This window comes from Bacillus sp. RE35 (assembly GCF_052146655.1).
GTDB lineage: Bacteria > Bacillota > Bacilli > Bacillales > Bacillaceae_G > Bacillus_A > Bacillus_A cereus.
Genome location: NZ_CP197377.1, coordinates 719,433 through 742,500 on the forward strand (window position 1 = coordinate 719,433; position 23,068 = coordinate 742,500).

The window sequence follows — 23,068 nt, forward strand, 5'->3', positions numbered from 1 at the left end:
TCATGATTATGCTGTTAATTCCGTAATGTGGATGTAATAGGGGAGGGAATCTTACTGCTCGTTAATGCGGAATAAAAAAAGACTGCTGATTCCTCAGCAGTCTTTTTCATGTACATTACATTGAGAAGAAGATCCATACAGTTAAACCAACTGTTGCAGTTGCAACGAAGAAACTGTATATCATTGTAAGAATTTGAACTCTTCCTTCTCCTTCTTTTAAATGCATGAACATAATTAATTGTAACAATGCTTGCGCAACAGCCATTATGATAATAGTTGTTAAGACTGTTGAAAGTGGCAATGTTGTGTAAAGTGCCACGTATAACGCTAGAAACGTTAATGCAAGCGATAAAATAAATCCGAAAACGTGTGACCAAGGGAATCCGCTATGCGCATGTCCGTTTGCTTGATTGTTGTTTTGAGCCATTTACGCCACCATCCCGTTCAAGTAAACTAGTGTGTAAATAAAGACCCAAACAAGATCAAGGAAATGCCAGTATAAGCTGATAATGAATACTTTACGAGCTGTAACTGGTGTTAAACCTCGTTTTAAAATTTGGATAATAACACAAATTGCCCAAATGATACCGCCTGTTACGTGGGCTCCATGCGTTCCAAGAAGAACGAAGAATCCAGATAAGAAAGCACTTGTTTGAATTGTTGCGCCTTCACCAATGTACATAATGAACTCTTCGATCTCGAAGAATAGGAAACCTGCACCTAAAAGTAATGTAAGGACGAACCATCCAAGCATCGCTTTTTGGTTATGCTTACGCATTTCATGAATTACGATACCGCATGTAAAACTACTTGTTAAAAGTAGTAATGTTTGAATTAAAAGCGTTTTAAGTTCAAACAATTGCGCTGGTGTTGGGCCATCTGCCGTACGACCAGCAAGGACTAGATAAGAGGCGAAAAGTGTTGCGAACAGCATAATTTCAGCCCCAAGAAAAATCCAGAATCCTAGGATATTCAATCTGCTTTGTTCGGATTGATATTCCAAAGGTAAGCTTTTATCTAAAGCCGCCATGTCATTTCACCTCTCATGCTATATGTTCTGTTTTTTTAATTTCATCAACACTGATATAGTAGCCTTCATCATAATCGAATGAACGATAGATTAAGCAAGCTAAAATACCAATACCACCGATTGCTGCAAGCCAGAACCAGCTAAATACTAATGCGAAACCTGCAAGACCGAAGAATCCAGACGCAATAATAGGCACACCAGAGTTACTTGGCATGTGAATTGGTTTAATATCTTCTGCTGCTGGTGTAACTGTTTCTCCGCGTTTTTTCATGTACCAGAAAGCATCAGCTTCTTTAATTTCAGGAAGCTTCGCGAAGTTGTAATGTTGTACAGGAGAGTGAGTTGCCCATTCAAGTGTACGACCATCCCATGGATCTCCAGTTGTGTCACGTTCACCGTGACGTGCACTCCAAATTACGTTGTAGCAAAGAAGTAGGAAGCCGATACCCATCATTACCGCACCAACAGATGCGATTTGGTTTAGCCATCCCCATCCAAGACTTTCAGAGTAAGTGTACATACGACGAGTCATACCGTCTAAACCTAAGAAGTACATTGGGAAGAAACAGATGTTGAATCCGCTCATAAAGATCCAGAATGTCCATTTACCTAGGCGTTCATTTAACATATGACCAGTCATTTTTGGATACCAGAATGTGAATCCAGCAAGCATAGCGAATACTGTACCTGCGATTAATACGTAGTGGAAGTGAGCGATTAGGAAGTAGCTGTTATGGTATTGATAATCAGCTGCTGCCATTCCAAGCATAACCCCTGTAACCCCACCGACTACGAAGTTTGGAATAAATGCCAATGACCAAAGCATTGGAACTGTAAAACGAATACGTCCTTTATACAGTGTAAACAACCAGTTAAAGATCTTAACCCCGGTTGGAATCGAAATCGCCATTGTCGAAATCGAGAAGAATGAGTTAACCGCTGGACCTGCACCCATCGTGAAGAAGTGGTGAAGCCATACGACGAAACTTAGTAAAGAAATTGCAACCATTGAGTATACCATTGCACTGTAACCGAATAGACGTTTACGTGAGAATGTACTAATGATTTCAGAGAAAATACCGAATGCCGGTAAAATAACGATATATACTTCAGGGTGACCCCATACCCAGAACAGGTTGGCCCATAACATTGGCATACCGCCGCTCGCCATCGTAAAGAAGTGAGCATCGAATAGACGGTCAAATGTCATTAATGCAAGAGCAACTGTTAATACTGGGAAAGCGAAAATAATGATAATTGTTGTAATTAAGATTGACCAAGTAAACATTGGCATTCTCATTAAAGTCATACCAGGTGTACGCATTTTTAAGATAGTAACAAGGAAGTTAATACCGGTCATTAGCGTACCGAGACCTGAAATCTGTAATGCAATTGCGTAGTAGTTATTTCCTACGCCCGAAGTAAACTCTGTACCTGCCATTGGGAAGTAAGAAGTCCACCCGGCGTCTGGAGAACCACCGATTACGAAAGCGATGTTGAATAACATTGCTCCGACAAAGAATAACCAGAAACTTAAAGCATTTAAGAACGGATATGCAACGTCACGAGCACCAATTTGTAATGGTACTACAAGGTTCATTAATCCCATAACGAATGGCATTGCCATGAAAAGAATCATTACTGTACCATGTGTTGTAAAGATCCCGTTATAGTGTTCAGCGTTTAAATAAGTTGTTTCTGGGAATGTTAATTGTGCACGGATCATTAAACCATCCATACCACCACGGAATAACATGATAACCGCAGAAATAATATACATAGCTCCGATTTTTTTATGGTCAACAGTTGTTAACCATTCGTCCCAAAGCCATTTCCATTTTTTATACTTTGTTAGTACGAAAATGATTGCTAATGTCACAAGAACGATAGAAGCGTCTGCACCGTAAATAATCGGGTCACCTGTGACAAAGAATTCATCAAGCTTCACTGTGTTCACTCCAATCTGTTGGAATAATAGCTATTATTTTTTGTTTTTGTAGTAGTTGTAATCACAATATTCAAGTGATTTTGGATCTACATAACTTAAGTGGTGACTAGAGAATGTCATACGACCAACTACACCAGGTTTAACAATTTCGTTGTACTTAGCTTCTGTTAGTTTAGGAGCAGTTTCTTGTACTTCTTTAACCCACTTGTCATATTTCTCTTTAGTTTTTGCTTCAACTTCGAACTCCATGTGTGTGAATCCTTCACCAGAGAAGTTCGCACTACGGCCTAGGTAAGAACCTGGCTTATCAGCTTGTAAATAAAGATCCATAATCATGCCATCCATTGTGTACTTCATACCACCAAGTTCTGGTACCCAGAAAGCATTCATTGGGCCGACAGAAGTCAGTTTGAATTGAATTGGTACACCAGCTGGGATGTTTAAATAGTTAACGGTTTCAATTTTTTCCTCTGGGTAACTGAATAACCATTTCCAGTTTGCAGATGTAACATAAATTTCAACTGGTTTAATATGTTTGGACTCTTTCGGAACCTCTTCCGAAGCATAAGTTGCTTTTACTGTTGGAATCGATAATGCGATAACGATAATAACAGGAACAAGCGTCCAAATAATTTCTAGTAATGTGTTACCGTGTTGTTCAGGTGGCTCATAGTCCATATTCTCTGGTTTTTCACGATAACGAATCAAGATGACTGTAAACAGAATGAATACAATTGCGATAATTAATGACATAAGCAAGAATGACCAAACAATTAAATCATACTGTGCTTTTGCAACAGGTCCTTGCGGATTTAATACTGCGAGTTTTTTATCACAGCCACCGAGGAACAGAAGTAATGATAACGGAAGAAGCGAAGCCAACTTCCAAAACGCTTTCTTTAGTTGCACGATTGAAAATCTCCTTTCTCCTTGGATTGAAACTATGCCAATAAAACAATATAAACCTATTAATTTATAGAAGGCAATAGTTTTTGATATATTGTTAAAAAATAGACACAAATGCACACTTTTTAAGGTGAATATCATTTGTAACTTGATTACATTGTAAACTATTTTCCAGAGAAAAACGTGATTGTGAAAATTTTAAGATAAATAAAGTTATACCAGGATATCCAAGAAATAGAAAAAAGCTATCTTATCATAAGAAAGATAGCTGAATATTTTGTATATTTAGTTTATTTCTCGTATGACAGTTCGTGGCTGTTCAAGTGTGACAATTTTTTTATATTTAACTTGATATAAAATGTAACAAATAATCATAAATGGAATGCCACAATAAAGAGCAATTCTTTGATCTGGAATGAAAGCCAAACTAACAAATGTAATGAAATTCAGCGAAAACGCTACGATTGGAACTAGTGGATAGAGCGGTGTACGATATTTTAAATCATTTATGTTGCCACCGTTTTTCACGAAATTTCTACGGAAGAAAAACTGTGAAGCGGCGATTGACATCCAAACGACAACGGCAGCCATTGCTGCAATAGATGTTAAAACTAGAAAGACAGTATCTGCCGCAAATACACTTGTTAGTAAGGACAGGCTAGCGAAAATTAGGCTGAAAATTAATGCATTTAGCGGTACACCTTTTTTAGTTAATTTCGTAAATGCTGGACTTGCCATTCCTTGTTTTGCCATCGCCCACAGCATACGAGAATTTGCGTAGAGACCAGAGTTAGCAACGGATAATACAGCTGTAATAATAACAAAGTTCATAATGTCTGCTGCATATGGGACACCGGCTACATCAAATACAAGTACAAAGGGACTTTCGACTAGATTAGCCTCTTGCCATGGGAGTAAACCTACAACAACTGATATCGCTAAGACGAAGAAGAAGAGAGTTCGCCAAATTGTGTTTTTAATTGCTTTTGGAATTGTTTTTTCAGGATTTTCACTTTCGCCTGAAGCGATTCCGATTAATTCTGTTCCTTGGAAGGAGTAATTTACTGTAATCATCGTAAGAAGAACAGCTAATGCACCATTTGGAAATAGCCCGCCATTTTCAGTGAAATTATGAAGCATTGGAGCTGGCTTTCCATTAAAGTCTAGTAGACCGAACATAACAGCGCCGCCAAGTACGATGAAAATAACAATTGTTGCGACTTTTACACTTGCGAACCAAAACTCTGCTTCTGCATATGCTTTTGCTGATAAAGCGTTTACGAGGAAGAGTGCTGTTGCAAATGTAACGCACCAAATCCAGGAAGAAACGTCTGGAAACCAGCGTTTCATTAAAATACTTACAGTTGTTAACTCTACGCCAACTGTAACAGCCCAATTTAACCAATACATCCAACCGACAACAAATCCAAAACCAGGTGAAATGAATTTGCTTGCATAACTTTGGAATGAACCTGCTTCTGGCATAGCGACGGATAATTCACCAAGACATAACATCGTTAAATACATAACAAATCCACCGACTAAAAATGCAAGAATAGCACCACCAGGTCCGGCATTATGGACAATTTGACCAGATCCCATAAATAACCCGGTTCCGATAACACCGCCGAGTGCAATCATAAATAGGTGTCTACTTTTCATTGTTCGTTTTAAATCTGTTTGTTCAATTTGTTGATTCATATGTCCCTCACCCCGTATTTTCTTGAATGTGTGAACTTCGTTTTATTCTGAGTTTTTAATCATTAGTGGGGGATGCAACACACACTCGGTTTATTTGCTATGAAATGAATGGAGTATGTAAAAAAACGAACTATGACTAAATACTCTAAGAATGTTTGTTAACATGGTGATATCTTCACTATGTTAACAATTTTGATTTTAGCAAAATATTCTGTAAATGTATATTTATTTTTCTTTTTATTAAAAATAATTAGAATTTTTATAATTAATTCTATGAGCGATAATTCACATGATCTTTCTAGCAAACTAGTAAGAAGAAGGGTACAATGATAAGAGGTGTATCTGTAAAATAATAATTAATGGAGTTTTGTTTATAATGAAAAAGTTAAAATATCTTTTTGTTTTTGGGATTATACTTGCTGCTGCATTTTTTATAGGAAAAGATAAAATCATACAAAAGGCGCAAGTTCTACGCTTAGAGTTTCTATCTGAAATGAAAGAAGCAGCTATGATTGAAGATGTTCCGTTTATTAAACAATTACCAGAATTGCCTAGAGGGTGTGAAGTGACAAGTTTAGCTATGTTGCTGCAATATAAAGGTGTACAAGTAGATAAGATGCAACTTGCTAGCGAAATTCATCGTGTTCCATTTGAACAAAATGGTTTGCGTGGAAATCCTTACGAGGGATTTGTGGGAAATATTTATACAAAGGCAGAGCCTGGATATGGTGTATACAATAAACCAATCTTTGATTTAGCAGAAAAATATGTTCCTGAAAAAGTAATTAATTTAACAGGTAGAGACATGCAAGATATATATAAAGTAATTAGTTCTGGTTCTCCGGTATGGGTCATTATTAATACGACGTTTAAGCCGCTAGCTGAAAGTAGTTTTGAAACATGGAATACGAGTTCAGGCGAAGTGAAAATTACATATTATGAGCATAGTGCAGTAGTAATTGGATATGATCAAAACTTTGTATATGTAAATGATCCTCTTAAAAATAATCCACGTTTGGCTGTTCCGCGAGCAGAATTTGAGAAAGCTTGGGAGCAAATGGGAAAACAAGCAATTACTATTTTATAATAATGAAAAAGTCATCTTTGGGATGGCTTTTTCTTTTTGGTTTATTAACGCTGAAAATTCAGAAGATTCTTTTAAAAGTTAACGATTCACGTTATAATAACATTTAACTTGGTGAAGAAGGGGAGAAGAGAAATGGATGTTGCAAAGGAACTTGTTTTGTCAAAAAATCAGTTAGTTGAGTGGAGAAGGCATTTTCATAAGTATCCAGAGTTATCTTTTCAAGAAGAGAAAACATCGCAGTTTGTGTTCGATATACTTCAGAAATTCCCATATTTAGAAGTGTCACGGCCGACTAAATATAGTGTGATGGCAAAGTTAGTAGGTAAACATCCGGGCAAAACAGTTGCGATTCGAGCCGATATGGATGCTCTTCCTATTCATGAAGAAAATGAGTTTGATTTTATTTCTACATATAAAGGTGTAATGCATGCATGTGGTCATGATGGACATATAGCGATATTACTTGGGGTTGTACATAAGTTGGTAGAAGAAAGAGAGAAGATTAAAGGGGAGATTCGTTTTCTATTCCAACATGCTGAAGAGAATTTTCCTGGTGGTGCAGAGGAGATGGTTGCTGCAGGTGTAATGGAAGGTGTGGATTATATTATTGGTGCTCACCTTTGGGCGTCGTTAGAGGTTGGGAAAATAGGTGTTATTTATGGTCCTGCAATGGCTGCACCGGATGTTTTTAAAATTAAGATAGAGGGAAAAGGTGGACATGCTGGAATCCCTCATGAAACGGTGGATAGTATTGTAATCGGAACACAAGTCGTTTCGCAACTTCAGCAAATTGTATCTCGCCTCACGAATCCATTAGATTCTCTCGTAATATCTGTTACGCAATTTCATGCTGGGACAACTCATAATGTAATACCAGAGCAAGCTGAGATTGAAGGGACAGTAAGAAGTTTAAGACATGAATTACGAAGTGAAACAGAGAAGAAGATTGAGCGGATTGTGAAGCATATTACGGAATCTTACGGAGCGAAATATACATTTTCATATGAATATGGATATCGACCAGTTGTAAATGATTATGAAGCTACAGAGCTTATTGAACAAACGGCATTACAACTTTATGGAAGGGATAGAGTTGTTCGTTTACAGCCGACGATGGCTGGAGAAGATTTTTCAGCGTTTTTACAAAAGGCACCGGGGACATTCTTTTTTATTGGAGCGGGAAATAAAGAGAAAGGTATTATATATCCTCACCATCACCCTCGTTTTACGATTGACGAAGATGCATTACCGATTGGAGTGGAAGTCTTTGTATCAGCCATTATGAACTTTATAAGTAAAGGAGAATGAGATGAAGAAAATACACATTCTAGCGCTTATCCCAGTTCTTTGTTTAGTAGTTGGGCCAATATTTGCGAATTCAGTTACTCCTTACGTATTAGGGATGCCATTTTTATTATTTTGGGTATTATTATCAGTGTTTATTACATCTTTTTGTATGGGGCTTGTGTACGTGTTTGATCCTGCTAATAAGGAGGATGTAAAATGACTGCATTACTTATCATTATTTTATTTTTGTTTCTCGCACTATTTTTAGGGATTCGGGCACAACATGGAAAAGATATGAATTTAGAACAATGGTCAGTTGGAGGAAGAGGATTTGGCACTATTTTTGTTTTTCTCCTTATGGCAGGTGAAATTTATACGACGTTTACATTTTTAGGGGGAAGCGGCTGGGCATATAGTAAAGGAGCACCTACCTTTTATATTTTGGGATATGGTGCTTTAGCTTATCTTTTATCGTATTTTTTATTGCCACCCATTTGGAAGTATGCGAAAGAGCATAACCTTGTTTCACAGTCAGATTTTTTTGCGAAGAAATATAGAAGTAAAGCGCTTGGACTTATTGTTTCGATTGTTGGTGTTGTTTCCATCATCCCATATCTTGTTTTACAGTTAAAAGGACTGGGAATTATCGTTTCAGAAGCTTCTTACGGAAGGGTGTCACCTGTTGTTGCAGTATGGATCGGTGCTATTGTTATAACTATATATGTAATGGTTTCAGGTATACATGGTTCGGCTTGGACGGCTGCTTTGAAGGATATTATGATACTGTTTATCGTTATGTTTTTAGGTATATATTTGCCGTATCATTATTATGGAGGATTTCAGCCGATGTTTGAGGCTGTAGAGGCAGCGAAACCGGGATTTTTATCTTTACCTGAAGAAGGAATGAGTATTTCTTGGTTTGTTTCTACTATTATATTAACGGCCCTCGGTTTTTATATGTGGCCTCATACATTTGCTTCTGCTTTTTCTGCAAAAAATGAAAAAGTATTTCGTAAAAATGCAGCAATTATGCCATTGTATTCTTTAGTTTTACTTTTCGTATTTTTTGCAGGATTTGCTGCTATATTACAGGTTCCGGGATTAAAAGGAGCGGATGTAGACCTTTCATTGTTCAGACTTGCTCTTCAAACGTTTGACCCTTGGTTTATTGGAATTATTGGTAGTGCGGGAGTATTAACGGCATTGGTTCCGGGTTCGATGCTTGTTATGGCGGCTTCTACACTGTTAGCGAAAAATATTTATCGAACGATAGTTCCATCTGCTTCAGATAGACAAGTTGCTAAGATGGCAAAATTATTTGTGCCTGTAGTAACGCTCGTGGCAGTTTTATTTACATTTAAAGGAGGAGAAACGATAGGAGCGCTTCTATTAATGGGATACAGTATCGTTACACAACTTTTCCCTGCACTTGTATGTAGTTTGTTTCCACGTCAAATTATTACGAAGCAAGGAGCTATTGCAGGAATGGGAGTTGGGCTATTAGTGGTCGCATATATTACCTTATCTGGTTCAACTATAGCCACGATGTTTCCGAGTTTCCCGCAGTATATAAAAGATTTGAATGTAGGTATAGTCGCATTGTTAATTAATATAATTGTGATGTTTGTAGTCAGTGGATTTACAAAAGGTGTATTTATAAAGAAAAACACTATAATAGTGGAAAAGTAATTCGTTTATCCCGCATTAACAAGCAGTAAGACCCCCACCTCAAAATTCAGCGGAAGCAAAGAAGTTAGGTGGGGGCCCTGCTGCCTGTAAAAGCCCGATTGGTGAGGGTTGATTAAAGTTTTACTTTATTAGAGCTATCTTTGAAAAGAGATAGCTCTTTTTTGTATATATTTTCTTCAATTAGCGGAATCTAACTAAAAACTTGTTGAAAAGGAAGTTAGGTGGGGAAATTGTTAGAGCTTGAAGGTAACTTATTTGAAGTTATGAAAGAAATTAGGGATGAGTTAGGTTCGCCTAATGATTTAACAATTAGAGAAGTTGCTCTTGCTGGGAGTTTTACACGTTGTGCGGTTGTGTTTTTATGTGGGTTAACAGACAAGGATAATGTTTATAAATATGTAGTTCGTACTCTTCAATATGAAGAAGTGCAAAATGAAGCGGCTGTCGTTCAGACGTTATTGGATCGTTTTATTTCTATTGCGGAAGTGGGTAAGAAGACAACATTTCCGGATATTATAAATGCGATTTTAGCGGGAGATACAGTTATATTAATTGATAATATTCAAACTGCTATCATTATTAATAGTAGGGCTTGGGAGAAGCGAAGTTTAGAACCACCAGTGACAGAAGATTTAATACGCGGACCGAGAGTTGGATTAAATGAAGATATTAATGTGAATAAAATGTTAATCCGACGCAGCTTACGCGATCCAAAGTTGAGGTTCCAATCTTATATTATGGGGAAGCGATCGCAGAAAGAAGTAACCCTAGTATATATAGAAGATATTATTAATCCTCACATTGTAAAAGAGTTAGATCGCCGTCTTCAATCAATAGTGACAGATGTCGTTTTGGAAACAGGTACGATTGAACAATTAATTCAGGATAATAATTTATCCCCATTTCCACAGTTTTTGAATACAGAGAGGCCTGATAATATTATAGCCTCATTAGCGAAAGGGAAGGCGGCCATTTTAGTAGACGGATCCCCGTTTGCTCTTATTGCACCACTTGTCTTTGTTGATATTTTTCAATCTGTAGAAGATCATTACGAGCGCTGGGTGATTGGAACGTTATTAAGATTTTTACGTATGGGTTCAGGCATAATTGCGGTTTTGTTACCAGCTATGTATGTAGCACTTGTATCTTATCATCAAGGACTTATTCCTTCTAAATTGGCTTATTCAATTGCAGGTGCGAGGGAAGGTGTTCCGTTTCCTGCATATATTGAAACATTAATGATGGCCTTGACTATGGAATTAATACGAGAAGCTGGAATCCGATTGCCGAAACCGATGGGGCAAACGATAGGGATTGTAGGAGGTCTTGTAATTGGAGAAGCTGCGGTAAATGCAGGGATTGTAAATCCGTTTTTAGTTATTATTATTGCAGTTACTGCGATTGCTACGTTTTCGCTTCCTGTATATAGTATTACGATTACGTTCCGAATTTTACTTTTCGTCTTTGTATTAGCTGCAACGGCTTTTGGACTGTATGGGATTATTCTAGCTCTGATCGCACTTGCTATTCATATTACAAATTTAACAAGTGTTGGTATACCGTATACAACTCCCATTGCTCCTGCATTTTATAAAGATTGGAAAGAAGAATTTATTCGCATGCCAAAATCGATGTTGAAAGATAGACCAGAGTACTTACAAACAAAAGACTCTACAATACGTCCAAAGGAGCGAAAATAAGTGAAACCATTTGAGTATGGCGATGAAGAGATTGGATCTCGGGAAATTGGGTTTGCGGTGTCATCGACCATTATTGGTATAGGGGCATTGTCTATGCCAAGAGATATCGCTAACCAAACTTTATTTTCGGACGGTTGGATTATCTTGCTTTTGGGTGGACTGATTTGCGCAGTTTTAGGCTGGTTTGTGACGAGAGTGGCTATCTTATTTCCAAAACAAAATTTTGTTCAATATACGAGTGCGCATTTGACAAAGCCTGTTGCATACACAATTAGTAGTATTTTAGTATTAACGTTTGCTGCTTTGACAGCGTATGAATCGCGAATGATTTCAGTTATTTCTCAAACGTATTTATTTAGTGATACACCAATACAACTACTGTCTTTTTTCTTCTTATTAGTTGTTATTTATGGAATAGCAGGATCAAGAGCAGCCTTATTAAGGTTAAATGTTTTATTCTTGCCTATTGTTTTAATTGCGATAGTACTTCTTTCTTTATTGAATATAAATTTAATGGAAATAAATAATTTACTACCAGCTTTTCAAACGAAAGTAAGTCAATATGCTGTTGGAGTTAAAAATTCTATTTTTACGTTTATTGGATTTGAAGTAGCTTTATTTTATGCGGTGTTGCTGAATGATAAGACAGCGAAAAAAGCGCCAATGGCAGTCGCGAAAGCGGTGATGGTAAACGTGCTGTCATACATTTTAATTTATGTAACTTGTATTAGTGTTTTTACGTATATGACAACACGTGGATTGACATATCCAACAATTGAATTAGGGAAAGAAATTGAAATTGGTGGAGGATTTTTAGAAAGGTTTGATGCGATTTTTTTTACGACTTGGATTATTACTATTTATAACACTACAGCAATGTATTATGACGTCGCATCTTTATTGTTTTGTGCTATGTTTCCGAAAGTGAAGAAACAAATTTTTATTTTCATAAGTGCCCCTATTATTTTTATGGTGAATATGATACCTAGTAGTTTAAATACTTTATCAAGTTATGGGACTTATTTAGCTTGGATAGATATGGGGTTTGTTGTGTTAGCTCCTTTGCTCGTTTTAATTGTATATAAAATAAAAAGAAGGAATGGTGGAAATGAAACACCTTCTTAAAATTATAATGGTTATGGCTTTAACTGGATTTATGAGTGGGTGTTCTGAGTTAGAAGAGATAGAAGAAAGAGGATTTGTAGTAGGAGCGGCTTACGATATTGTGAAGGAGAAGAAAGCGAATCCAATTATGAAAGGGACCTATCAGATGGTACTCCCCAGTAAATTGTCTCAACAGGGTGGACAAGGGGGTGGGGATAGCGAAAATTATATTAATGTTAGTGCAAAAGCAGATAGTGTATTTGAACAAATAAGAATAATCGCCAAAAAAATTAGTCGTACATTATTTTTCCCTCATATACAGGTGATTATTTTCTCTGAAGAATTACTTTCACATCCATACATTTTACAAAATACGTTAGATGTATATATTCGCGATCATGAGATGAGAAGAAATATTCGTTTGTTCGTTTCTAATAAAAATGCCGAAGCTATTTTAAAACAAAGTGCCAAGCCTGAAAATTTACCGGCGCAGTATATTGATATGTTAGCTGAACACCCTCCGAAAAATGCCCAAATGATTGAGGCTGCAAGAATTGGTGAGGTGCAGGAAAAGATGATCTCTAACCGAAGTTTTGTATTACCTATTCTGGAACTAACAAAACAAGGAGTACAAATGAACGGTGCAGCATTGTTTCGTGGAAAGGATAATAAATGTGTAGGCAATTTGAGTGGGGAAGAAACAGTAGGGATGAATTATATAATAGGTAAAAAAATTGGAGGTTTTTTTACCATCCGTAAAAAGAATCAACTTATTACATATGAAATTCATAAGTTACGTCGAAAAATTAAAGTATCCACAACGAATGCTACAAAACCAAAGTTTGATATTCATTTATCTCTGGAAGGCACATTGGCTGAGTTGCATTTTAGTGATCATAAAAAGGTTTTGAATGAAAAGCGTTTAGAGAAGGATATATCGGAAGAAATGGAGAAGCGTATTCAAAAATCAATTAAACTTGTTCAAAAAAAATATAAGGTAGATGTACTAGAGTTAGGGGAAGTGTATAAGCGACATAATTATAAAGAGTGGAAAAAGGTAAGTAAGAATTGGGATCAAGGCGAAAATTACTTTAGTAATGCTGAAATTACTGTTCATGTTCATCCAACAATTGAACATTCAGGTTCAGCTTTACCGAAAAGAGTGAAATAAGGTGATGAAAGTTGTTTACTGGATTAGGAATTAGTTGCACGATATTAATGGCAGTTCTTCCAGGAACTATATATTTTATTCATAAAAAACTCACAACGTATGGAGCACAGCCGTGGAATACTGATGTGCAAAAAAAGAAACCTGAATAATTTCAGGTTTCTTTCGTGCAAAGCATATGTGAAGGGGGATACCTTCTATGTATGCTTTGCTTTATACCAGCCCTAACCAATGTACCAATTGTGTAGAGAGGAATGTCACAACAATGGCGATAACGGTAGGGATTGCAAACGATAAGAATGTCCATTTTGCACTTTTTGTTTCTTTGTATATGTTAACCAGTGTTGTTCCGCACGGGAAATGAAGAAGTGAGAACAACATTGTGTTTAACGCTGTTAACCAAGTCCAACCATTTTCTAGGAATAGATTTTTAATTTGATTAAAATCATCTATTTCAGTTAAAGCCCCAGTTGATAAGTAAGACATTAATAAAATTGGGATTACAATTTCATTAGCAGGTAGTCCAAGAATGAATGCAGCTAGAATAAACCCGTCAAGTCCTAACATTTTAGCAAATGGATCTAGGAAATTTACAAAATACATAAGTAAGCTTGTGTCACCGATAAAAATGTTAGCAAGTAACCAAGTTAATGCAGCTGCAGGGGCAGCAACAACTATAGCTCGTTTTAAAACGTAGATTGATTTATCGAGTGTTGCGCGAACAATTGTATTCCAAACTTTTGGCTTGCGGTACGGAGGTAACTCAAGTGTGTAGTGAGTTGGAACCCCTTTTAAGGCTGTTTTTGATAGTACCCAAGAAACAGTTAATGTCATAATAACACCAAGTACAACCATTCCAACTACAACGCCAGCAGTAACCAATGTTTGCATACTGCCTGTATAACCAGCAGCCATAAATAGTGAAGCCATTAAAATTAACATAGGCCAGCGACCGTTACAAGGAACGAAGTTGTTCGTTAAAATTGCTAGCATACGTTCACGTGGTGATTCAATGATACGTGTTGACATAATGGCTGCTGCATTACAACCAAATCCCATTGCCATTGTTAAAGATTGTTTCCCGTGTGCACCGGATCGTTTGAATAAGCGGTCCATATTAAACGCGACACGTGGTAAGTATCCATAGTTTTCTAATAGCGCGAACATAGGGAAAAAGATTGCCATAGGTGGTAACATAACGCTAATAACAGCACCGATACCACGGAACAAACCAAGTATTAAAATGCCATGTAACCATTCAGGTGCATGCGCTGCTTGGAACCAAGATGTTAAATATCCTTCGGCCCATCCGAAGAATTCGGCAATCATATCAGATGGTACGTTAGCGCCTGCAATTGTAAGATAAAAAATAATAGATAAAATACCGAGCATAATTGGGAATCCCCAGATTGGAGATGTGAAAATTTTATCTAGTTTTTCGGAACGATATAATTTATCAGTATTTGTATATTGGACAGATTCTTTACATATGCTTGCAGATGTTCGGTAAATATCTCCGACTATATCATCTCGTATATCTTCTTTTGAAAGTGTTTGTGCATGTTGAATAATATAGTCTAATGGAAGAGCTTTACTGGCTGAGTGAGATTCCATTAATTACGACCTCCCTTACAAGTGGTTCATTATGGTGTTTTTGAAGTGTAGTTAAGAAATTTTTATCTCCATCTAATATACGTAACGCAATCCAACGTGCTGGATACGTATCACCGAACACTTTATAAATTTGTGGTTCTAATTCCTGAATCATATTTTCGATTTTTTCGCTGTAAGTAATTTTAATTGGTGTTGGAATTAGTTTTTTATTTGCTACTTTTGCAATAACATTTAGCAAATGACCAATACCTACTCGGTTACGTGCTGAAATTTTAACGACAGGCACACCAAGTGATTTTGCTAATTTCTTTTCATCAATAACGATGCCTTTTTTCTCGGCTTCATCAATTAAGTTAATGCAAATGACTACATTATTTGTCATCTCCATCACTTGAAGTGCTAAATTTAAATTTCTTTCCATAGCAGTTGCGTCTATAACAACTACAGTTACTTCTGGTTTTTCAAATATAATATAATCCCTCGCTACTTCTTCGTCTGCGGAATTTGAGTATAGTGAGTAAGTTCCCGGTAAATCTATTAATGTATAATTACTTCCGTTATGTTCATATTCTCCTTCAGCTTTTAAAACAGTTTTTCCCGTCCAGTTTCCAGTATGTTGTTTTAAGCCTGTTAAAGTATTAAATAATGTACTTTTCCCTGTATTCGGGTTACCAGCTAAAGCGATACGATGTTTGCTCATCTGAAATCATCTCCTACTAATACCCCGAAAATAAGGGAGCTTTCTTCTTTACGCAGTGCAATAGTTGTGTTGCTCACTTGATAAGCGACCGGATCTCCAAGTGGACTGCGTTGCAATACTTTAATCGTCGCCCCCGGGATAAATCCCAAATCTAATAAGCGTCGTTTCATAGTTCCTTCTAATTGTATCTTCTCAATTTGTACAAACTCTCCTATTTTAAATTCGGAAAGTGGTTTTATATTAGCCGATACCATAAAAGTTACCTCATCTCTATATTTTTAGTTTGAGTTTAAAAAGTTTCCTAAGGTAAACTTTTTGTTAGTAATATAGTAGACTACATTGGATTATGTTGTCAATTAGTACTTTAAAAATATTCATTTATTTTTAGAATTGTTCCAATTTATTTAGTTGTACTAAAAAATATTACTGAAATTATTTTTAATGTGCATGAATTAGGTGTGTAAAAATTACAAAATACAGCGGAATTGTAAATGTAACTTTAACGAAAAGGGAAAAAGAGAGAAAAACATTTACATTGAATTTACATTGTTAAGAATATATTTACATTGCAGCGTAGTTAGTGTGGTTTTTGTTTGGTTATTTAACTATAAATGTTGGGATTTCTAGCTTTTAAGGATTATTATCGTCATTTACTTAAAATTAAAAATTGCTTAACACTCACATAATATTGTTGTCCTACAATGAATTTGTGTTCGAAAGAAAATGAATTCGAAAAGTGATAATCCAAATGGGGGTACAAGACATGGTTATGAAAAAAGGTATTAAATTTTCTTTAGCAGCTTTAGTGGTAGCAGGAGCATTAGTTGGTTGTGGGAAAGCAGAAGATACAACTAGTAAAGACACTGCTAAAGGAAGCGATAATACAAAACAAGAATTATCAGGTACGATTGCAGCGGCTGGTTCTACAGCTCTTCTACCTCTTGCGGAGGAAGCTGGAAAGAAATTCATGGAGAAAAATTCAAAAGTTTCTATTCAAGTTCAAGGTGGCGGTAGTGGAACTGGGATTAACCAAGTAGCATCTGGTGCAGTACAAATTGGTAATTCAGATGTTCCGTCCGGAGATAAAATAAAAGATGCTGAAAAGGCGAAAGAATTAGTAGATAACAAGGTAGCGGGTATTGCATTCGCTCTTGTCGTAAATAAAGATGTAAAAGTTGATAACTTAACAATGCAACAAGTACAAGATATCTTCACTGGAAAAGTAACAAATTGGAAAGAAGTTGGCGGAAAAGATGAAAAAATCAATGTAATTAATCGTCCAGCTTCATCTGGTACACGTGCTACATTTGAAAAAACGATTATGAAAGACGCGAAAATTAATGATGGAACTGGTACAACACAAGATTCTAACGGTGCAGTAGAGCAAGCGATTAACTCTACTCCTGGTTCGGTGAGCTATTTAGCAATGTCTTACATGGTGGGCGAGAAAAAAGGCGCACTACAAACAGTCAAAATTGATGGTGCTGAACCGAAAGTTGAAAACATCGCGTCTGGTAAATATCCATTCTGGTCTTACGAATATATGGTAACAAAAGGTGAAGCGAAGGAAGCGACGAAAGCTTACATCGATTATGTAAAAGGTAAAGATTTTGAAAAACAAGTAGAAGATATGGGCTACATTCCAATGTCTAAATTAAATAAGTAATAAAATTTTATGGGGCTGGCTGCAAGGCCAGTCCTGTTCATTTCAATCTGTGAAGTGGGGTCTGTCCTGTGATGAAGGGGAAAAAACAAATTAATTACGTGAAAAGTGAATATATAGGAAGATCACTTGTTACGTTTTGTGGTATTTTTATTGTTTTAATTACATTAGCTATTATTGCGTTTATTTGTGGGAAAGGTATTCAATCTTTTACACAAAGTGGTATCTCATTTACTGAGATGTTAACATCGACAAAATGGAATCCAAATGCTGAGCAAGGATCCTTCGGGGCTTTAATTTTCATTGTAGGTTCAACGGTGGTTTCGTTAGGCGCGGTTATTATTAGTGCACCAATTGCTATAGCTCTTGCTATATTCATGAATTTAATTTCGCCAAAGTTTGGAAATAAAGTATTGAAGCCTGTTCTAGAATTGTTAGTTGGTATTCCTTCGGTTGTATACGGATTATTAGGTGTTACGATTTTAGTACCACTATTACGTGATTCGTTTGGGGGAGTAGGCTTTAGTTTAATTGCAGGTATTGTTGTATTAAGTATTATGATTTTACCTACTATTGCTAGTATCGCTTCTGATGCAATACGTTCTGTTCCATTTGATTATTTAGAAGCTTCTTATGGTCTAGGATCAACGAAATGGCAAGCGATTAGCCGAGTGATTGTTCCTGCTGCGAAAAAAGGGATTTTAACAGGTGTTGTTTTAGGCTTAGCGCGTGCTTTCGGTGAAGCGTTAGCGGTTCAAATGGTAATCGGGAATACGATTAAATTACCAGAAGGAATATATAGTCCGACAGCGACGTTAACTGGTATTTTAACAATGGACATGACGAATACATTGAACGGAACTGCTTGGAACAATGCGCTATGGACTTTAGCGATGATTTTACTTGTTATTTCATTCCTGTTTATTTTAGTAATTCGAGCGATTGGGCAAAGAGGTGAGCGATAATAATGAATGCAAGAACGGTAAATAAAGTTTGGACGGGTATCTTTTATGCGGTTGCGGCTTTAGTTGTAGCTTTGCTAGTGTTCTTAGTATTTGAGATTTTACAAAAGGGATGGGGATTTTGGGATCCTAATTTCTTGTTTGGAGAACCAAGCAATACAAGAGCTGGTGGTGGGATTGGTCCGCAGTTATTCAATTCCTTCTACATGCTTGTTATAACGCTTATTATATCTATTCCTCTTGGATTAGGTGCTGGAATATATTTAGCGGAGTACGCAAAACAAGGACGTTTTTTAAATTTTGTTCGTCTATGTATAGAGACGATGGCGTCTTTACCTTCTATTGTTGTTGGTTTATTTGGTTTGTTAGTGTTCGTTACAATGACAGGTTGGGGATACACAGTAATGGGTGGTGCTCTTGCTTTAACTATTTTAAATTTACCAGGTTTAACGCGTGTTTGTGAAAATGCGATTTCAGAAGTTCCTCAGAATGTAAAAGAGGCAAGTCTTGGATTAGGTGCAACGAAGTGGCAAACAATCGCTCGTATTATTATCCCATCGTCATTACCACAAATTATTACAGGGATTATTTTAGCGGCGGGTCGTATATTTGGGGAAGCGGCAGCATTAATTTACACAGCGGGTTTAACATCCCCGATTTTAAATTCAGCAGCGGATTTCTCAAGTCCTGCGCATCCTTTAAATCCGTTTAGACCAGCTGAAACATTAGCGGTTCACATTTGGAAATTAAATTCTGAAGGAGTTATTCCAGATGCGAAGTTGATTGCGACAAAATCTGCAGCTGTATTAATTATTATGGTATTACTATTCAATGTTATTTCACGCTTGATAGCATCTATATTACACAAGCGCTTTACAGGAACGAAAAGAAAAAGTAAAACAACGAAAAAGGTAAAAGCGGCATAAATTATAAAGAAGAACTCTCTATTTATAGGTAGGGGGTTCTTTTGTATTTTAATATAGAAGGAATGGATGTAATGATTGTTGAATTTGTGATTAATTATAAAGAAGAACAGATGTAATTTAGAGAGGAGCTTTAATTTGTTTTTTCTGCAAATGTCAGGTTTTCCTGGGTCAGGAAAATCGACAGTTTCTAAGTATATAGCGAAATTAACAGGTGCTGTAATTATAGATCATGATGTTTTGAAATCCGCGTTGTTAAAATCATTAAAAGTAAAAGGAATTGAATCAACGATTGTTGGTGGGCTTGCGTATGATGCCGAATGGGTATTGATTGATTCTTATTTAGAACAAGGGCATAGTGTTATATTGGATAGTTCGTGTTTATATGAGGGAATGGTTGAAAAAGGGATTGAACTATCAAATAAACATGGTGTGAAATATAAATATATTGAGTGTTATCTTAATGATATGGAAGAGATTAATAGGAGACTGCAAACACGTAAGCGTATGATCAGTCAAATTGAAAAGGTGGAGTCGGAAGTAGGTTTTAAAAAGTGGTTAAATGGTAGTAAAAGACCTTCAAATAATGAATACCTTATTGTGGATTCTAGTAAACCTATAGAGCAATATGTGGAAAAAATGATGGATTATATGACTAAATAGAGAAAAGGCGTTATCTTCATTTGTGAAGATAACGCCTTTTGTTTTTAAATATCAGGTGTTTCTGTAGAAGTGCTTATTTTCCTACGGGAGCGTCTTTTTCTCCCGATTTTATCTAATAGTTCATACATAACTGGAACGACTACTAATGTAAGAGCAGTTGAGACTGCCAAACCGCCGATGACAACGACGGCTAAACTTTTTGATACCATACTTCCTGCTTGGGATTGGCCAAATAGGAGTGGGAGCATAGCAACGATTGTTGTAATAGCTGTCATAATAATTGGGCGTAGTCTAGTAGAACCTGCTTCAAGTAAGGCTTCTCTAGTTTCCATTCCATGTTCCCGATTTTGTTGGACTCTTTCTATTAATACAATAGCGTTTGTAACAACAATCCCGATTAACATTAATGCGCCGATCAAGGAATTTACATCAACAGGTGTTCGTGAAATGATTAATCCTAAAATACCACCGAAAGCAGCTAATGGTAAGGAGAATAGGATTGCAAAAGGAGCACGTGCTTGCCCGAAGGTGATAACCATAATTAAATATACGATCCCGATTGCAATCCCCATAATTTTGAATAAATCTGTAAAATTCTCTTGCATAGATTCAGTAGCTCCTGCGATATTTACTTTTGCACCACCAGGTAAATCTAAGTCAGTCATCGCTTTATTTACTGCTGTGTTTACTTTACTCAAATCTTCATTTGAAGCTTCGGCTGTAATTTGGATTGTTTCTTTTCCGTCTTTATGGAAAATTTCTGTTTGTGTTTGTTTTTCTGAAATAGTTGCGATGTCTTTTAAAGGTATTGGTCCATTAATAGGTGATAGTATGTTTGTATTTAAAATATCTTCTTGTTTATTAATGTTTTCTTTTTTCTGTTCTATCATAATAGTAGCTTTTTCATTATTAATTGTAATTTCGCCAATAGGTGATTTCTTCATAAGGAATGCTACTTGTTGCGCAGCTATTTCTGGTGTTAAACCTAGTTGTTCAGCCTTTGTTTGATCAATATGAATTTGCCATTCTTTCTTAGAGTCTTCTAAATTTGTTTTTACTTTAGAAAGATCATCCATGCTTTTTAGTTTTGTTTCAACGATAGTAGCCGCCTCTTTTAAATCCGCTTCGTTAGTAGCTGTTACGTTAAATTGTAAGTTATTGCCGCCGCCAGAGCTTGAATAACTTGTTTTTATATAATCAAGTTCAGCAGGCTCAAAAGTTTTATTTTCCTTTTTTAACTCTTTAATATATTGATCAATATCAGAACCTTTTTTAAAGACTACGAATATACTAGCGAGGTTATTTTTAGTTGTTTGCCCCCATTGTGCATCTTCTGCGCTAGATCCCATTCGTAAAATAACGTCTGTTATATCTGAATTAGAAAGTAATTTTTTTTCAAAATCAAATGCTTTTTGTTTTTGAGATTCAGCATTATAATGGGCTGGAAATGTCATGTTAATAGATAACATTGTGTCGTCTTCAGATTTTATGTTTGCTTTCGGTAGTAATATATAAGCTGCAATTGATCCTACAAATAATAAAAATGCAGTAAGTAGAATAATGAATTTATGAGAAAGAGCCCACTTTAATGTAGCGACATATCGTGATGAAGAACTTGGCTTTCGATGCTTTGTTTTTTTGAGTAGTAAAAAAGCCATAAGTGGAACAACTGTTAGTGCAACGATTAAGGATGATAATATAGAATATACAACTGCTAATACCATAGGTAACATTAATTTTCCGATTGCTCCTGATACGAGGCCGATAGGTAAAAAAACAGCGACCGTTGTTAAAGTAGAAGAAGTAATTGCGACTGCGACTTCTTTCGTTGCATCGAGAATGATATCTTTAGAGAAAGAATCTTTTTGTAAACGGCGGAAAATATTCTCGATGACAACGATACTATCATCGACGAGACGTCCAACCGCAACAGCTAAACCACCGAGGGTTAAAATGTTAAGCGTAATGTTAGATTGATGTAGTAAAAAGAGTGTTAATAAAATGGATAATGGAATACTGACAACAGCGATGAGTGTTGTTCGGAAGTTACGTAAAAAGATTAAGATAATTAGAGTTGCAGCGATTGCTCCAAGTATTACTTCTTTTCCCATGCTAGTAACAGCATTTTCAACTTGTTCATGGGTTGAAGCCAAAAGTTTAATGGAAAATTGATCTTTATATTCCTTATCTATCTCTTTAACTTTTTTATCAATCTCTTTTCCAATGGCAACTGCATTTTTACTCGGTTCTTTCATGATGATTAATCCTGTGCCTTCTTCTCCGTTTATATGTGAGATTGTATCGTAGTGTTGTTTGATTTCAATTTGAGCAATGTCTTGCAATTTCACTTGGGGTGCCACAGTGATGTTTTTAATGTCATTTACATTTTTTATGTCCCCAATGACGCGGAGGTTGTATTCTTCCTGATTAACAGTAATTGCCCCAGCTGGAGTAGAAGTTTCTTTTCCTTGTAAAACAGTTAGTACCTGCTGTGATGTTACGTTTTTGTTTTTTAATTGGTTCGGATCAAGTACGATAGATAATTCAGAGGTGGATTTTCCGAAAAACATAACGTTGGCAACACCATCAATGTTTTCGAGTTGTGGTACGATTTCTTTTTCAATTTGTTTTTCATCTGCTTTTGAAAAACCGTTTTGTTTCTGGATAGTAATTTGAGCGAGTGGAATCATAGAAGTGTTTAATTGACTAACTACGGGCTTGGTTACATCTTTAGGTAATTTAATTGTATTGACGGCTTTTTCGACTTCGCGTGCTGCATCTTTCATGTTTGCTTTTGATGTATACGCAATGTCGATACGTGATAATCCCTCGTATGTAGAAGAAGTAATGGTGTCGACGTGTTCTAAATTGCGAAATTGTTTTTCGAGAGGATCAGTTACATCCTTTGTCATCGTTTCAGCGT

General features: G+C 36.2%; 21 protein-coding genes (1 of these 21 running past the window's edge). 12 read left to right on the top strand and 9 right to left on the bottom strand.

The genetic code is table 11. From position 1 onward, the window contains the following. Positions 1-115: 115 nt before the first annotated feature. The 5 genes from qoxD to ACTL4X_RS03660 form a co-directional block, all read right to left on the bottom strand. On the bottom strand, positions 116-427 hold the full coding sequence (gene qoxD / locus ACTL4X_RS03640) for a cytochrome aa3 quinol oxidase subunit IV (RefSeq protein ID WP_000068425.1): 312 nt from the start codon (positions 425-427) through the stop codon (positions 116-118). Beyond that, positions 428-1,030 carry a cytochrome aa3 quinol oxidase subunit III gene (qoxC, locus tag ACTL4X_RS03645; RefSeq protein ID WP_000729317.1) on the bottom strand — a complete coding sequence of 201 codons (603 nt, stop codon included), beginning with the start codon at positions 1,028-1,030 and terminating at the stop codon, positions 428-430. A 13-nt stretch (positions 1,031-1,043) separates the two neighbouring features. Then, positions 1,044-2,978, bottom strand: coding sequence for a cytochrome aa3 quinol oxidase subunit I (gene qoxB, locus ACTL4X_RS03650; RefSeq protein ID WP_000762366.1), 1,935 nt, complete (start codon positions 2,976-2,978; stop codon positions 1,044-1,046). A 33-nt stretch (positions 2,979-3,011) separates the two neighbouring features. Further along, positions 3,012-3,887 (bottom strand): cytochrome aa3 quinol oxidase subunit II, encoded by an 876-nt coding sequence (locus ACTL4X_RS03655; protein ID WP_001176165.1) that lies wholly within the window; start codon positions 3,885-3,887, stop codon positions 3,012-3,014. Positions 3,888-4,169: 282 nt separating this feature from the next. Further along, positions 4,170-5,585, bottom strand: coding sequence for an amino acid permease (locus ACTL4X_RS03660; RefSeq protein ID WP_086692362.1), 1,416 nt, complete (start codon positions 5,583-5,585; stop codon positions 4,170-4,172). A 376-nt stretch (positions 5,586-5,961) separates the two neighbouring features. On the opposite strand from ACTL4X_RS03660, the gene ACTL4X_RS03665 reads away from it, so the two are divergent. The 8 genes from ACTL4X_RS03665 (at position 5,962) to ACTL4X_RS03700 (ending at position 13,772) form a co-directional block, all read left to right on the top strand. Beyond that, entirely contained in the window at positions 5,962-6,672 is a 711-nt protein-coding gene (locus tag ACTL4X_RS03665; RefSeq protein ID WP_071740703.1) for a C39 family peptidase, read from the top strand. A gap of 132 nt (positions 6,673-6,804) precedes the next feature. Then, a complete protein-coding gene (locus ACTL4X_RS03670; RefSeq protein WP_071740704.1) occupies positions 6,805-7,980 on the top strand; it encodes an amidohydrolase in 1,176 nt (391 codons plus the stop codon). A 1-nt stretch (position 7,981) separates the two neighbouring features. Then, complete coding sequence (locus ACTL4X_RS03675; RefSeq protein ID WP_000719833.1) at positions 7,982-8,179, top strand: DUF3311 domain-containing protein; 198 nt, start codon at positions 7,982-7,984, stop codon at positions 8,177-8,179. Further along, positions 8,176-9,648 (top strand): sodium:solute symporter family protein, encoded by a 1,473-nt coding sequence (locus tag ACTL4X_RS03680; protein WP_000125937.1) that lies wholly within the window; start codon positions 8,176-8,178, stop codon positions 9,646-9,648. The genes ACTL4X_RS03675 and ACTL4X_RS03680 overlap by 4 nt, the downstream gene beginning before the upstream one ends. A 221-nt stretch (positions 9,649-9,869) precedes the next feature. After that, positions 9,870-11,348 (top strand): spore germination protein GerLA, encoded by a 1,479-nt coding sequence (gerLA, locus tag ACTL4X_RS03685; protein WP_001999095.1) that lies wholly within the window; start codon positions 9,870-9,872, stop codon positions 11,346-11,348. Next, positions 11,349-12,473: a spore germination protein GerLB gene (gene gerLB / locus ACTL4X_RS03690; protein WP_000802008.1), complete on the top strand. Its 1,125-nt coding sequence runs from the start codon at positions 11,349-11,351 to the stop codon at positions 12,471-12,473. After that, positions 12,457-13,623, top strand: coding sequence for a spore germination protein GerLC (gene gerLC, locus ACTL4X_RS03695; protein ID WP_000681631.1), 1,167 nt, complete (start codon positions 12,457-12,459; stop codon positions 13,621-13,623). Before gerLB ends, gerLC begins: the two co-directional genes overlap by 17 nt. 11 nt (positions 13,624-13,634) lie before the next feature. Then, on the top strand, positions 13,635-13,772 hold the full coding sequence (locus ACTL4X_RS03700) for a hypothetical protein (protein ID WP_000493997.1): 138 nt from the start codon (positions 13,635-13,637) through the stop codon (positions 13,770-13,772). A gap of 61 nt (positions 13,773-13,833) precedes the next feature. Here ACTL4X_RS03700 and ACTL4X_RS03705 read toward each other — a convergent pair whose 3' ends face one another. The 3 genes from ACTL4X_RS03705 to ACTL4X_RS03715 are packed head-to-tail and all read right to left on the bottom strand — an operon-like array spanning position 13,834 to position 16,188. Further along, the gene (locus ACTL4X_RS03705; RefSeq protein ID WP_000443605.1) at positions 13,834-15,234 is read right to left on the bottom strand and encodes a nucleoside recognition domain-containing protein; all 1,401 of its coding nucleotides are present in this window, start codon (positions 15,232-15,234) and stop codon (positions 13,834-13,836) included. Next, positions 15,212-15,934: a FeoB small GTPase domain-containing protein gene (locus tag ACTL4X_RS03710; RefSeq protein WP_000033865.1), complete on the bottom strand. Its 723-nt coding sequence runs from the start codon at positions 15,932-15,934 to the stop codon at positions 15,212-15,214. The genes ACTL4X_RS03705 and ACTL4X_RS03710 overlap by 23 nt, the downstream gene beginning before the upstream one ends. Continuing rightward, positions 15,931-16,188 carry a FeoA family protein gene (locus ACTL4X_RS03715; protein ID WP_071740706.1) on the bottom strand — a complete coding sequence of 86 codons (258 nt, stop codon included), beginning with the start codon at positions 16,186-16,188 and terminating at the stop codon, positions 15,931-15,933. Before ACTL4X_RS03715 ends, ACTL4X_RS03710 begins: the two co-directional genes overlap by 4 nt. A 509-nt stretch (positions 16,189-16,697) precedes the next feature. Between ACTL4X_RS03715 and ACTL4X_RS03720 the strand changes: the two genes are divergently transcribed. From ACTL4X_RS03720 to ACTL4X_RS03735, 4 genes are all read left to right on the top strand, one after another. Continuing rightward, positions 16,698-17,600, top strand: coding sequence for a phosphate ABC transporter substrate-binding protein PstS family protein (locus tag ACTL4X_RS03720; protein WP_000245108.1), 903 nt, complete (start codon positions 16,698-16,700; stop codon positions 17,598-17,600). Positions 17,601-17,671: 71 nt separating this feature from the next. Continuing rightward, on the top strand, positions 17,672-18,562 hold the full coding sequence (gene pstC, locus ACTL4X_RS03725) for a phosphate ABC transporter permease subunit PstC (protein WP_000676677.1): 891 nt from the start codon (positions 17,672-17,674) through the stop codon (positions 18,560-18,562). A gap of 2 nt (positions 18,563-18,564) precedes the next feature. After that, positions 18,565-19,485, top strand: coding sequence for a phosphate ABC transporter permease PstA (gene pstA, locus ACTL4X_RS03730; protein ID WP_000994141.1), 921 nt, complete (start codon positions 18,565-18,567; stop codon positions 19,483-19,485). A gap of 135 nt (positions 19,486-19,620) precedes the next feature. Beyond that, the gene (locus ACTL4X_RS03735) at positions 19,621-20,145 is read left to right on the top strand and encodes an AAA family ATPase (RefSeq protein WP_441394982.1); all 525 of its coding nucleotides are present in this window, start codon (positions 19,621-19,623) and stop codon (positions 20,143-20,145) included. A gap of 44 nt (positions 20,146-20,189) precedes the next feature. Here ACTL4X_RS03735 and ACTL4X_RS03740 read toward each other — a convergent pair whose 3' ends face one another. Beyond that, positions 20,190-23,068, bottom strand: partial view of an efflux RND transporter permease subunit gene (locus tag ACTL4X_RS03740; RefSeq protein ID WP_441394983.1) — the 3' portion only. It continues 166 nt past the right edge of the window; 2,879 of the gene's 3,045 nt are visible here — the last part of the coding sequence; its start codon lies beyond the right edge, outside the window; the stop codon is at positions 20,190-20,192.

What these genes read in the sequence shown, in the direction of transcription:
- qoxD (WP_000068425.1), bottom strand. Translation starts at nt 427, where the DNA reads ATGGCTCAAAACAACAATCAAGCAAACGGACATGCGCATAGCGGATTC.
- qoxC (WP_000729317.1), bottom strand. Translation starts at nt 1,030, where the DNA reads ATGGCGGCTTTAGATAAAAGCTTACCTTTGGAATATCAATCCGAACAA.
- ACTL4X_RS03660 (WP_086692362.1), bottom strand. Translation starts at nt 5,585, where the DNA reads ATGAATCAACAAATTGAACAAACAGATTTAAAACGAACAATGAAAAGT.
- ACTL4X_RS03665 (WP_071740703.1), top strand. Translation starts at nt 5,962, where the DNA reads ATGAAAAAGTTAAAATATCTTTTTGTTTTTGGGATTATACTTGCTGCT.
- ACTL4X_RS03670 (WP_071740704.1), top strand. Translation starts at nt 6,805, where the DNA reads ATGGATGTTGCAAAGGAACTTGTTTTGTCAAAAAATCAGTTAGTTGAG.
- ACTL4X_RS03675 (WP_000719833.1), top strand. Translation starts at nt 7,982, where the DNA reads ATGAAGAAAATACACATTCTAGCGCTTATCCCAGTTCTTTGTTTAGTA.
- ACTL4X_RS03680 (WP_000125937.1), top strand. Translation starts at nt 8,176, where the DNA reads ATGACTGCATTACTTATCATTATTTTATTTTTGTTTCTCGCACTATTT.
- gerLC (WP_000681631.1), top strand. Translation starts at nt 12,457, where the DNA reads ATGAAACACCTTCTTAAAATTATAATGGTTATGGCTTTAACTGGATTT.
- ACTL4X_RS03705 (WP_000443605.1), bottom strand. Translation starts at nt 15,234, where the DNA reads ATGGAATCTCACTCAGCCAGTAAAGCTCTTCCATTAGACTATATTATT.
- ACTL4X_RS03710 (WP_000033865.1), bottom strand. Translation starts at nt 15,934, where the DNA reads ATGAGCAAACATCGTATCGCTTTAGCTGGTAACCCGAATACAGGGAAA.
- ACTL4X_RS03715 (WP_071740706.1), bottom strand. Translation starts at nt 16,188, where the DNA reads ATGGTATCGGCTAATATAAAACCACTTTCCGAATTTAAAATAGGAGAG.
- ACTL4X_RS03720 (WP_000245108.1), top strand. Translation starts at nt 16,698, where the DNA reads ATGGTTATGAAAAAAGGTATTAAATTTTCTTTAGCAGCTTTAGTGGTA.
- pstC (WP_000676677.1), top strand. Translation starts at nt 17,672, where the DNA reads ATGAAGGGGAAAAAACAAATTAATTACGTGAAAAGTGAATATATAGGA.
- pstA (WP_000994141.1), top strand. Translation starts at nt 18,565, where the DNA reads ATGAATGCAAGAACGGTAAATAAAGTTTGGACGGGTATCTTTTATGCG.